This window comes from Paenibacillus sanguinis 2301083 = DSM 16941 (assembly GCF_000374825.1).
GTDB classification, from domain to species: Bacteria; Bacillota; Bacilli; order Paenibacillales; family Paenibacillaceae; genus Fontibacillus; species Fontibacillus sanguinis.
The window spans coordinates 238123-250819 of the sequence record NZ_KB895376.1; the positions used below are offsets into that span (position 1 = coordinate 238123).

Consider the following 12697-nt stretch of genomic DNA (forward strand, 5'->3'; position numbering starts at 1 on the left):
TTATGCAAATGAATCTTAACGAAGCAATTGCAGTACGCCTTGTGGTTGTTGGTTAGCTTGAGCCAACATAGCTTGAGCAGCTTGAGTCAAAATGTTGTTCTTCGTGAAGGACATCATTTCTTTCGCCATATCCACATCACGGATACGGGATTCAGCAGCTGTCAGGTTCTCGGAAGTAGCGCCCAGGTTGTTAATGGTGTGTTCCAAACGGTTTTGGTTCGCACCCAGTTTAGAGCGTTCTTCGGAAACTGCGTTCAAAGCATTGTTGATTGTAGTGATTGCTTTATCAGCAGAACGTTGGGTAGAGATGCTAACACCAACCGTATCATCTGCTACAGTTGCTTCCGCTACATCAGTGTCTGCTGCAGCTGCAGCAGTAATATCAGCAGCAACAACAACATCAGTAGCAGTAGTTCCAGTAGCCACCTCAGCTTCAAGACCAAGAGATTTCAGAGCATTTATAACGTCTTCATAAGTACCAGTAACAGCTCCTGCCACAGGATCACCAGCTCCATCGACACCAGGCCCAGCTTGCTTGACAGCAATAGTGATTAAACCATTTTGATCCATGGTAGCTGTAGTCTTCTTAACTTCCGCTCCAGTCTCATCTTGTACATCAGTTACTTTAATCTTGTAGGCTTGATTATCTTTGTTTGTAATAATAATTTTGTCGTTTAGAGCATTGGAGTCTACACCTACATAGCCATTAACACCTAACTCAGTGTTGCTCATGTCACCGATGGACAATTTAATGCTTTGACCAGAGTTAGCACCGATATGAAACACTTTATCGTTAAATTCGCCATTCAGTACTTTTTGGTTATTGAACTCTGTGTCAGTAGAAATACGTTTAATTTCCTTAGACAATTCGTTAACCTCGGATTGCAGCTTCTGACGGTCAACGCCTTCGTTGGTGTCGGAAGAAGCTTGAACTGCCAATTCACGCATACGTTGCAGGATGCTGTGAGTTTCAGTCAATGCGCCTTCAGCGGTTTGAATCAAGGAAATACCATCTTGAGCATTCTTCTGAGCCATATCCAAACCACGGATTTGGCCACGCATTTTTTCGGAAATTGCCAAGCCGGCAGCATCGTCACCAGCGCGGTTGATGCGAAGACCGGAAGACAATTTTTCCAGGTTCTTGGAAGATGCGCCAGTGTTAGCGCCCAATTGACGGTGAGTATTTAATGCAGCAATATTGTGGTTGATAATCATTGATAATTTCCTCCCTGAATAAGTTTATTCCACATCCTTGTGGTCCGCTTGCTTTCGTTAAGGTCGGCCGCCCTTCCGAAATAGCGTCTTATACATATATCGACAGGGACAATTCGGAAATTTAGAGCAAATGGACTATTTTTCTAAAAAATTTTCGTATAACAGACTGGCTCAATCTTAAATTCACTAAGAAGAGGGATTGAGCTTTTCCATAAGCTTGGCAATATCCGCTTGGCCTTGTGTAACCGATTGTCTGTTCAACTCCTGGATAGACAAATATATTTCTTTACGAAATATTTCCACTTGTCTGGGGGCTTTAATACCTATACGGACATTATCGCCTTCTACACCAATCACCGTGATCTCAATATTATCCTGAATTACGATGGACTCACCTACTCTGCGAGATAACACAAGCATATTATTTCGCTCCCTTCTCTGGCGAAGAACTCCCCCATAATAAATGGCGCGAGGTATAAGGGCTATCATGCAAAATGACTTGTCTGGCTTTGTTATTAGCTGTATTGAAAACAAGCGGTGCCAACAAATTCATCGTGGACTGCTGCACCTGCTCCTGCAGCGTAACTATGTTTCTAATCTGCACCTCTGTCCCCAGTTCAAGCTCCTCTTTCACCGTAGCTGGCAGCTCAAATTCATATTCTTTACAAAAAACAAATGGATCTGTAATCAATAATGATATTTCAGGCTGCATTAAGGACTGCAAATAAGAAAAAGGAGTATCCTCCATGTCAATTACCGCGAACTGGTGATGCTCTTCAAAGCCGGGAATCCCTTTAGGGAAGCTATAAATTTGTGAGCTTGCAACCTCAATGCTTCCAAATTGGGCCGTTGCAATTTCCATCGTAATCATCTCCATAAATTTGTACTTGAGCTATAACAGAAAATAGCTATAGCCGGACTTCATACCGCTATAGCTATTTTACATAAATATTATACCCTATTATTTCCTTTGATCGACGTCAGGAGGAATAATCTCTACTGATGCATATTGCTTCACCCGAACATCCAGATTGCCTGGTTGATACTCAATGTCCGGTATATAAGCACGCGCACGAATCTGTGGCGGATTAGCCTGAGCTTGTATTACAGGGTTATTACGCTGCACATGAATATCTACGTTGTCATACGAAGCTGGCGCTCGATATTCAACGAAAGGATCCCGCTTCCAGTCAGTTCCATATACTTCGGCAATCGAGTTGCCGGGCTTATGGAACTGTGCCAGTTGATTGCCCTGCTCAACCTTCTTAGCCAGGCCTTGCAGGAACAAACTCGGCAAATTTGAATAAATCTGCTGATTCATCTCTAGAGGATGACCACCAGTATAGGCACGCCAGGCTTCATGCTGATCAATTTCCATGATAGGTCTAGGTTGCTCTATATTCAGATCCGCTCTACGAGTTTCAATGTTGAAATCCGGACGTTGCTGACGAATAGATAAGGATGCCCTTGTTGATTCAATAGACAGCAACGAGGGCTGTTGATGAATCTGAAGCTGTGGTATCATAGCTTCCACCGCCTACCGCAAGAAATCAGCTAAAGAATTAGATATAATTTTGGCCCCGGTAGACAATGAAGCATTATAGATACTTTCCTGAATCTTGGCATTCAGAATGACCTTCTCATAGTCTGCATCCTCTACATTGCCTTGCATATCATTCAGATTCACCTCAAGATCCGTCAGACGGCCTTGCATCAAATCTACCCGATTGGCCTTGGCGCCTACTATAGCCCGGGTAGTTAATACCTTGTCCACTCTGGAATCAATGAAATCCAATTGCTCCGAAATGGTATCGAAGTCACTCACTTCAAGCGCTCCACTTAATCGATCCAGCATCGTAAAGATATGATCTCCATTTTGATCCGCTGGACTGCCAAATAAATCATTCCCCGTGATATTAACCGACAATTGAATATTGTCACCAATAATATAATTAATTTCACCAGGATCTGTTGTCAGGTCTCCTGCTGTAGACGTATCAGAAATATTATCCGCCCCCTTGGGAAAATCATAGGGCTTCTTGTCATAGGTCTGACCATTAAATATATACTTGCCATTGATTTTGCTATTTCCGATATCCAGCAGCTGCTCCTTAAGCTGCTTGATTTCGGTATTAATGCTATCGAGCGCGGACTGCGGGTTGGTCGAGTTAGATGCCTGCACAGTTAATTCCTTAACACGGTGCAGAATGCTGCCCACCTGATCTATCGCTGTATCCGTAGCCTCAAGCCATGATTGGGCGCTGTCTACATTTTTCTGATATTGCTCATTTGAGGATAGTTCTGCACGATAACGCATGGAGTAGGTTATGCCGACAGGGTCATCTGATGGCTTATTAATTTTACGGCCAGTAGTTAATTGGGTCTGCAGCTTATTCATATTTACACCATTACGATTGAGGTTAAGCAGCATTTGATTATTAAGCATATTAGATGTTACTCGGATCATACATTCTCACTCCCTATCTGCCTACTATACCAGTAGAGTTAATTAATTTATCCAGAAGCTGATCAAAAGTCGTCATAAACCGGGCAGCCGATGCATAGGCATGTTGGAACTTCATCATATTGGACAGCTCTTCATCCAGCGATACACCACTAACTGATTGACGTTGTGCCTCCACCTGCGTCACCAGCACATCCGAATTGTCTGCCTGGCGTTGTGCTTCTTGCGCCTTAACTCCCAGTACCCCTACCATCGCAGCGTACTGGGAATTTATTGTCGACTTGGTTCCATCAGCAGCTGTGAATTTAGCCTCGTTTAAACCCGACATGAGCAAGGCCAATGTATTATTCCCTTTGACTACAACAGCACCAGTACCTGTTGCTTCTGTGCGAAGTGATGTTGCCAACAAATTAGAGTCATTAAGAATGGCCGGGTTAATCGTCATACTGCCCGCATCAGTACCTACAAAGAATGGCAGACCACGATCTGTAGTTCCATTCAAGGTAAATCCAAGCTGGTGTAAACCATTAAAGCCATTAACATCAATCGTCGTTGCTGTCTTCAACACACTGTTTGCTGGCAAGGTGGTTCCGGCGGTGATGATTTGATCTGTACCATTAACAGTGACTGTGGTATCTTGCTTCACCACGATGCCCTCAGGCAGCATAGAGCCTGCCGGGATTGACACATTTTCAATTTGCCCATTCATAATTGAATTGACCAAATCATTAAGTTGCGCCTTGCTATCCACAACATAGTTGTCACGAGAATATATGATGCCGTAGGCCTCGCCGCCTTGCAACGCACCTGATGCAAAGCCTTGCACCAGGAAAGAGCCTGCTGGATTCCCGGGGGGGGATGCTTGAACCTGCACTTCGCCACCTTGCAGCAGCTGCGTCCCACCCATCATAATGCTATAACCCGTCTCTTCGTCAGTAACCGTAATATTCATGATCTTGGACAGCTTATCCGTTAATAAATCCCGCTGATCTCTCAGATCATTGGCATCATCGCCAAGCCCCTCCAATCTTGTAATGGAGGTGTTCAAATCCGCAATGGACTCCAGGTAGCCGATGGCTTCTTGCTCCTTCATGCCAATGCTTGTTGTCAGATCGGTAGATAAATTATCCATTTGGCGATTCATATAGTTAATCGCATCCGTCATGGCTACCCCGGCTTCCAGCACAATCTTCCGGGCGGTCGCATTTTCCGGATCTTTGCTCAAATCAGACCATGCCTTCCAGAAATTATCCAGCACCGTTCTAATCCCGGTATCGGAGGGTTCATTCATAATACCTTCCAGCTTGGCCAGATTCTCTGCTTGAATCGTCCATCTTCCGTTACTGCTGTTCTCCCCACGGAACTGACTATCCAGAAATATATTGCGAATCCGCTTGATGGAGTCAAATTCGACCCCTGTTCCCAACTGGCCGGGAGATACAGAGCGATTCATCCCATAGGCCTCCATTGGAATGGATGCCTTCATGTTTACCACTTGTCTCGAGTAGCCTGCCGTGTTGGCATTGGCTACATTATGTCCTGTTGTATTCAGCGCTGCTGTCTGTGTGAGCAAGCTTCTCTTAGCCGTTTCTATTGAATGAAAAGTAGATGCCACTTCCTAGCCCCCTTCTAGCACACTCTATGCTCTTGTATCAAATAAACCTGAACGCTGCACCCCTGCCGATTTATCGGAGGGATGATGATAAGTTGCTTCTTGGTCTTGTCTGCCACCGTACAGCTCCATAGAGAATTCAAGAAAATGCAACGATTGCTGAATTAGCTGCTGATTTAATTGATTGAGTTCCTTAATTTCAGCCAAAGAAGCTGACAATTGATTCTGTACTTGCTGAATTTGACTCTTCTCCTCCGGGTCAAAAACAAGTCGTATAAGCTCTGTAATGGTCAGGTTCAACTCACTCTTGATTCCCTTGGCCTTGAGAAATTGTCTACATAGCTCAATTCGTTGGGCCTCTGCCTGTTCAATTCGCTTGAGAATACGAGATTCTTGATTCATAATCTGCACAAGTTGCTCGACATCATTCTCGATAATTGCCTGTTTCTTTTGAGAAGCAACATCAATCATCTCACGATGATACTCATCAAGTAGGTGCAATGCATGTACAAGAGGCTGTATGGTCATCGTAGTCTCCTATTCTTGATCATAAGACTTAAAGTATGGGATCAGCTTTTCAACCAACTTGCCCGTCTCCACATGGTAGGTTCCCGCGGATACTTGAGACTTCAGTTCCTCAATTCGCTCAGCACGTTCAGGAGACAGATTGCCTTCCTGTGCCTTTAACAATTCCTTGGCCTCTGTGGATATAGATACTTCATCTTTACGACGTGCTTTGTTATTTGAATCATTACGTTGGGATTCGATTTGACGTTGATAGCTATTGATGGCTCCGACCCGTCCGCTTTCATTGATTTTCATGGGCTCCACCTTTCTTTCCATATAAAAAAGCCGATAATCTTTAATAAGTTTATCGGCGGCTTTCAAATCATTTTTAATAGCGAACCATTGGATGTTTCACATTATTATGCCAGAAGCTCAGAGATTTAGTCGTTAAGGACTACGAAATTTGTCGATAGCATTGTAGGCACCGCTGCCACCCTGTCTATCTTCCTTGTCATTAGGTCGTAGTGCTTCCTTCTTGGCTGCAGCCGTCAAGTCACGAGTCAGGCGGGCCCGACAAGAGTCACACATGTTCCCCTCGCGAATCATCGTACCACACACCTCGCAAGGATACATCATGTTTGGATTGTTGGCCACCGAAATACGACCTTCTTTAATAAACTTGGTGATTTGCTTAATGGAGACGCCGGTAGCCTCATGAACCTCCTGAATCGTAGCCGTCTTCTCCTCACGCAAATATTTTAGACACCGCTCGTATTCTTCCTCAATTTCCTTTATACAGGCAGGACAAATGTCTCTGAAATTATTGGCAAACAATTTTCCGCAGCGCGGACAATTCCCAAGATTCAACCCCATGCTACTTCGTCCCCTCCATCCAAATGAAAACTTCACCTGATGTTAGATTAACTCATTCATAAGGAGTTCGTCCATCATTTTGTAAACGCCACGCAAAAGAATGTAATATTTAGGCTCTTGCCCAAGTTAAACTATATACCTCAGCTTGCCGCCCCAACTGGCTGCATAACTCCTGAAGCGCATGTGAACCGGCTGCAATCGTGCTGCCTGTGGTATAGACATCATCCACCAACAGGATTCGAACAGGAGTAGGATGATCCAGTAAAGGGCGTGTAAAGGGGGCGTCCGGACCGGCTTGAGTGAACGGGGGACGCGTAAATAAAGAGAAGCCTTGACGCCTTTTATCTGCTTCAGCCAATATCTGCGTTAACCGTTCCCGGGCTTGAGCAGATGGGCAAAAGGCATGATGCATATCACGCAGTCTTTTCCACCTGCTCTTGAAGCTTTGCTTCTCCGCATGCTGCGGACGCTCCAAAAGCGATATCAGCGGAATCCTGCCAATTGAAGCCACGCCATAGGCCAAACGGGCAGTCTGATTAAATCCACGCTCCTGCATCCGGTCACTGCTAACGGGCACATAGGTGACTACGTCAAAACGAATTTTTCTGCCCTGCGCCGCTCCTTCAAGCTCCTTAACCATGAGCCGGTATGCCCGGCCAATCATCCGGGCCATTACCGTACCATACATTTCATTTCCTTTAAATTTGTATTGGCTAAGCCATTCACGCATAGCCGAGTTGTAGGCTACAGCACTCCTGTTCATTACGAAGCTGCGGGGGATTTGAGGATCACGGGTGCAATCCGGGCAACCCACATGACGACCGCACACCAGACAACGCGGCTTTTGAATCCAGGGAATCGACCCATAGCAAGAAAGACAAATCTCCGGATAACCGCGAACCCGACCAGAAATCATCTTGCCACACGTTAGACAAGGGATACCAGGCGGAGCAAGCAAGTTATGTAAGGGAGAAATCACATTGGACCATACTGTGTTCTCTCTATTGAAGTCGTAGTATGAAGGAACTGCCACGGTTGATGCTGCTCCTGGAGGGATGATATTGACTCGGGGAATCCAGGCGGCCTTCACCCGATCCCAATTTCGTCTTCTCCCTCGAACTCCTTGATCGTTCAAACCAAAAGGTGCATTTGTCATGATTTATATAGCCTCCTTTTCCTTCAAAAATCCATTTTGTTTCGCATAAGCATTCATCATTTTGATTTGCCGGATTGCTCCCCGCTGAGATCTCGTCCACTCTCTGGAGGCCAGGATCACGATCCCCTGCGGGTCCTCTATTGAACGGCCGGCTCTCCCAGCCATTTGGACTAGTGAAGCCTCGTCAAATAAATCACTGTCTGCATCAACTATGTATACATCACTTTTGGGCACCGTAACCCCGCGCTCCAGAATTGTCGTTGTGACCAGCATTCTGATTTTCCCATTCCGAAAAGCTACTATCTTCTCCGCCCTATGCTCATCCTGAGAAGAAGTCCCTTCAATCGGAAGCCCGGGGAAATAACGCCTTAATAACGTAGTAAAAGGAGCAATTTGGCGGATACGCGTAACAAATATAAAAATTTGAGCTCCACGCTGAGCAGAGTGACGCAAAGGTGTCAGCAGGCCAGAAGGTAGAGATTGGCGATGCAAGCTTTGTTCCAGACGGACCATGTCAATCCGCCTGGGTACGGGAAGAGGATATCCATGAAATCGCGCCGGTACCTTGGCATGCGGCAGACGGCCTGCCCGGGCTGCTCTTTGCATCGCTAAGGGAGGTGTAGCCGACAACAGGATAAATCGGCCTTCGGGTTTGCAAGCCGCTTCAGCAGCAAACGCCAACATGGGATCGTTATGATACGGGAACGCATCCAGTTCATCAATAATGACCAAATCAAAAGCATGATAAAATCGCAGCAATTGGTGTGTGGTGGACACTATCATCCGGGCGTCCTCCCAGCGGTCCGGGCTGCCGCCATAAAGCACAGCTGCCTTATCTTCAGGAAAAGCTCTGGCGATTCGCGGGGCCAATTCCAGGACGACATCCCGACGTGGCGTCGCCGCAAGTACACGGCCGCCAGCGTTCAATACATAACGCAGCAGCGGGAAAATCATTTCCGTCTTGCCCGCTCCGGTAACTGCCCACAGCAGGAAGCGGGGCGGACGGGCAGCCCCGCTTCCTGCTTCGCCTGGCATCCGGGGCCGCTCAAATAAGCTGCTGACAGCCTGACCCAGACGGCTGACAAGCTTCCGCAGGCTCCCCTGTGCCTGCGGTTGATGTCCGGCGGGCTTCGTCCCCGCGAAGCCCGCTGCTGCTGGCCGCGCCGCCGCACCCTGCGGCGCGGAAGACGCTTCCTGCGCTCCCGCCAGGAAGCGCAGGGCCTGCCCCGCCGCGCGGCGCTGGGCGGGGCTTAGCCCCCACCGGTCCAGCACGGACCCGGTGGGGGCAGGGGCTGTGCCGCCGCTGGCAGGCGGCACGGCGCCTGCGCTGCTGCCGCGCAGCAGCAGCGCGCAAGAGCGGCTGCGCCCGAGCGCGAGGCAGGCCTCGCAGTAGGCGCAGCCGCGAGAGCCGCACGACCCGCAGGGCGTGCGGCGATGCACCTCGCTGCCGCAACGCCGGCAGCGGAAGCGGCCCCGGGCCGGGCGACCGCGCAGGCCCGGAACCGGACGGCGGGCCAGGCGCTCCACGCCCGCCGTCAGTTCCACGCGCCCTTGCAGATGCGCGTGCTGAACCACGGATCGCCATGCCTGCGCTGCGCCGGGCAAGCGTTCCGCGAGCAGCTGCTGCAGCTCTGCCTCCAGCAGCGAGCGGCCTTCTAGGAGTGCCGCTAGTCGCTGCACAGTCTCTTCATCATGAGCAAGCGAATAAGTCATCATTCCCTGCGCCAGCATCTCTCCCTTCGGCTCTCCGCCCGTTTGCTTCCACATCCACCCCGCCGCCCCTTTGAGCCTTTCCCAGGCTTCCCCTGCTTGTCCCTTTTGCAAAATCATCTCTTCAGCCCATTCTTCCCGCAGCATTTCCTGCAAAAAATGCCCCCAATCTTCCCCATCCCAGCGGTCCATCCCCTCCCTGGACACAAAACCATCCTTCACAGCTACCGCCCACCCCAAAGGCAGCTCAGCAGCCAATAAATACATAGCAGAGGGACAGATTCTTTCCCCGCTGCTCCACCACATCCAATCCATCCTTATATCCAGGCTCACTCGCATTTCCCATCCGTGTATCATCCTAATGGCATATAAGCCTATCTTCACTTATAAATCCCCCTAAAATATAGCAAATTCAAGCATATTTCAACAATTTTGAGATAATTCCTCTTTTCATGAAAATCCCTTTAAAATCCCTTTATAATACGGCCCCAGTCACATTATCCCGCATATATCACCTCCTTTCGGAACCACTCCGAATCCGCTGTCCCGGAACGCAAAAAAGCACACTCTCCGGCTTATCGCCATTCATGAGAGTGTGCTTCACACCTTGTACTGCGCATGCTTATGCGCCAGTCTATTCCTATGCTGTTGGTCAGGACTCCATTTATACATGGACATAAGGGATTTTGCCCGCCTCCTGTGGAATACGAAGGTCGATATAAACTGGCGAACCGTCCCTCAAATCAGCGGCCGATTCCTCCGTATCCTCCGTTTGTACCGCAGGCAAACCGATCACAGTTAATTCCATCTCGCCTTGCGTATGGAATCTCCATGCAATCGCCACCGTATCATCCTCTGAGCCGGCATCCAGTACCGTTACCTTGAGCGGCATTCCCCGCAAATGGGCATACCACGACAGAGCCCTTAAATACCATTCCATCTGCTGTCCATGATTGCTTGTCACTAAAATGTAATGAAGAACCGGATTTTCCCTGGGCCCTTTCCGCAAATGCAAGCCATGAAATACATGCACGAGTGCTGCGGCCAGCCCGTAACCCAGCAGTACCCAACCCATGTAAGGAACCACAGGACTCACCTCCCTATAGCGACAATATATGCCGCTGCTTAAAGGTCGGTTACTGGGCTCCCTCCGTTAGCTTTCCGGGAAATCCGCCAGATTAAGTTTTTCATTTACGATCCAGTCAATATGTACCTGATACGAGTACAAAAGGTCAGGTTTTCAGCACCTGCCTCTATAAAGTAACCCAACCAAACTTGATGGCATTGATAACCGCCTGTGTCCGGTCGTCCACATCCATTTTTTGCAAAATACTGCTGACATGGTTCTTGACCGTCTTCTCACTGATAAACAAATGCTCGCCAATCATCTTGTTACTGCGTCCCTCGGCCATGAGCCGAAGCACTTCAGCCTCCCGGCGCGTCAGCGGATTATCATCTCCGGCTACGAACTTGACGCCCGCTTCACGTATCGCGTTATCCTCGGCGATAGCTCCAGTTTCGCTCAAATATTCCATACGGCGCAACTGCTGAATCAGCTTTCCGGTAACCTTCGGATGAATAAAAGCATTTCCCTCTGCTACGGTACGAATAGCGTTGACCAGAGATTCGGCCTCCATATCCTTCAGCAGGTAGCCGGTTGCTCCCTTGCGCAGTGTTTCAAATACATAGCTCTCGTCGTCATGAATCGACAGAATAATGACCTTTACTTCTGGCAAAGCCTCACGAAGCTCTGCTGTCGCGTCAACGCCATTCAGTTGCGGCATGTTGATGTCCATCAAGACAATTTCAGGCTCATACTGACGGCAGCCCTCCAGCACTTGTGCTCCATCCGCACATTCGCCAACAACCTCGATATCTTCCTCCATATTTAAAATTCGCTTAAGACCCTCACGAAACAATTGGTGATCGTCAGCTAAGAGAACTCGTATTGCTGTTCTGCTGTCAGTTATAACATTATCCATCCTGATACTCCTTTCCCTTCTGTGTGTTGGTCGGGATGTGGATGACGATTTGTGTTCCCAAATTCGCTGTGGATTCAATTTCCATCCTGCCTTCGAGCAATTCCACTCTCTCCCTCATGCCGATCAAGCCAAAATGAGTGTGTCCATTTGTTTGCTGCTCCAATTGCTCCACCTTGAAGCCTAACCCATTATCCTTTACCATAATACGCAGCATCTGCACCTGATAGGTGATTTCAACACTCACATAGGTGGGATAAGCATGCTTCGCCGCATTGGTGAGCGCTTCCTGTACCAGACGAAAAATAGCTGCTTCCATAGAAGAGGATAGCCGATGCTCCTTGCCTCGGGTCTCAAAGGTAGCCCGAATCTTTGTTTTCTCTTCGTAATCATGCACATATTTGCGCAAGGTTGGAATAAGACCCAGATCATCCAACGCCATCGGGCGCAAATTGAAAATAACCTTCCGCATTTCTTCCAGACTGGAACGCACCTGCGCCTTCAAATCTACTATTTCGTCCTGTACCATCTTAAATTCCTGCTTCGCAAGCATTCTTTCTACAATTTCCGTCCTAAGCACTAGATTGGCAAGTAGCTGCGCAGGCCCATCATGAATTTCACGGGATATCCGCTTACGCTCTTCTTCTTGTGCCAAAATAATTTTCAACCCGATGATTTGCCGGTTTTTTGCTGATTCCAAAATACGTGTCACCTGACCCAGTTCGCCAGAGAGGTATTCCAGTACGACTCCCATCTGTGTAGTAATCGTCTCTGCACGTTCAGCCGATTTCTCCACATCTCGGGACCGTTTCTGAAGCTCGTCGCGACGGGCCTTCAGGTACATCTCCTTTTCCCGATAAATCAGCAAATCGAGTTGAAGCTGCGTGGCCTTCTCGTAAGCTTGCTTGATATCCTCCTCATTGTACCGCACAAAATCACGGCTGACTTCCGTCAGCCGGATGCGGGATAGACGATAATTCACTTCGAGTTGATCTACCTTCTCTACCGTTTCTGCCGTTTCCTTCATGACATTTTGCAGTTCATTGTTAAGAGTCTTCATCTCATTGCGGGCCGACTCCAGTATTTCAAGGATTTGCAGCTTGCTATTTTCCATGACGGTTACAGCATTATTAATGACGCGATCAATGGCATCGGCTTGGAAATCCACTTCATCCTTCTCC

General features: G+C 48.1%; 14 protein-coding genes. All 14 read right to left on the bottom strand.

The window, feature by feature from the left end; translation table 11 throughout:
- Positions 1–15: 15 nt before the first annotated feature.
- Complete coding sequence (locus tag C557_RS0101180; protein ID WP_018749980.1) at positions 16–1215, bottom strand: flagellin N-terminal helical domain-containing protein; 1200 nt, start codon at positions 1213–1215, stop codon at positions 16–18.
- 186 nt (positions 1216–1401) lie between these two features.
- On the bottom strand, positions 1402–1635 hold the full coding sequence (csrA, locus tag C557_RS0101185; protein WP_018749981.1) for a carbon storage regulator CsrA: 234 nt from the start codon (positions 1633–1635) through the stop codon (positions 1402–1404).
- 1 nt (position 1636) lies between these two features.
- Complete coding sequence (fliW, locus tag C557_RS0101190) at positions 1637–2077, bottom strand: flagellar assembly protein FliW (protein ID WP_018749982.1); 441 nt, start codon at positions 2075–2077, stop codon at positions 1637–1639.
- A gap of 99 nt (positions 2078–2176) precedes the next feature.
- Positions 2177–2740 (bottom strand): DUF6470 family protein, encoded by a 564-nt coding sequence (locus C557_RS0101195; protein WP_018749983.1) that lies wholly within the window; start codon positions 2738–2740, stop codon positions 2177–2179.
- Between the two features lie 12 nt (positions 2741–2752).
- On the bottom strand, positions 2753–3682 hold the full coding sequence (gene flgL / locus C557_RS0101200) for a flagellar hook-associated protein FlgL (RefSeq protein WP_018749984.1): 930 nt from the start codon (positions 3680–3682) through the stop codon (positions 2753–2755).
- 13 nt (positions 3683–3695) lie between these two features.
- On the bottom strand, positions 3696–5294 hold the full coding sequence (gene flgK, locus C557_RS0101205) for a flagellar hook-associated protein FlgK (RefSeq protein WP_018749985.1): 1599 nt from the start codon (positions 5292–5294) through the stop codon (positions 3696–3698).
- 24 nt (positions 5295–5318) lie between these two features.
- Positions 5319–5819, bottom strand: coding sequence for a flagellar export chaperone FlgN (flgN, locus tag C557_RS0101210; RefSeq protein ID WP_018749986.1), 501 nt, complete (start codon positions 5817–5819; stop codon positions 5319–5321).
- A 9-nt stretch (positions 5820–5828) separates the two neighbouring features.
- Complete coding sequence (gene flgM / locus C557_RS0101215) at positions 5829–6113, bottom strand: flagellar biosynthesis anti-sigma factor FlgM (RefSeq protein WP_018749987.1); 285 nt, start codon at positions 6111–6113, stop codon at positions 5829–5831.
- Between the two features lie 132 nt (positions 6114–6245).
- Complete coding sequence (locus C557_RS0101220) at positions 6246–6665, bottom strand: TIGR03826 family flagellar region protein (RefSeq protein WP_026263228.1); 420 nt, start codon at positions 6663–6665, stop codon at positions 6246–6248.
- Between the two features lie 115 nt (positions 6666–6780).
- On the bottom strand, positions 6781–7827 hold the full coding sequence (locus C557_RS24795) for a ComF family protein (RefSeq protein WP_154656103.1): 1047 nt from the start codon (positions 7825–7827) through the stop codon (positions 6781–6783).
- 3 nt (positions 7828–7830) lie between these two features.
- Positions 7831–9843: an ATP-dependent helicase ComFA gene (locus tag C557_RS0101230; protein WP_018749990.1), complete on the bottom strand. Its 2013-nt coding sequence runs from the start codon at positions 9841–9843 to the stop codon at positions 7831–7833.
- A 358-nt stretch (positions 9844–10201) separates the two neighbouring features.
- Positions 10202–10624 (bottom strand): hypothetical protein, encoded by a 423-nt coding sequence (locus C557_RS0101235; protein ID WP_018749991.1) that lies wholly within the window; start codon positions 10622–10624, stop codon positions 10202–10204.
- Positions 10625–10790: 166 nt separating this feature from the next.
- Complete coding sequence (locus C557_RS0101240; RefSeq protein ID WP_018749992.1) at positions 10791–11519, bottom strand: response regulator; 729 nt, start codon at positions 11517–11519, stop codon at positions 10791–10793.
- Complete coding sequence (locus C557_RS0101245) at positions 11512–12684, bottom strand: sensor histidine kinase (protein WP_018749993.1); 1173 nt, start codon at positions 12682–12684, stop codon at positions 11512–11514. Before C557_RS0101245 ends, C557_RS0101240 begins: the two co-directional genes overlap by 8 nt.
- Between the last annotated feature and the right edge of the window lie 13 nt (positions 12685–12697).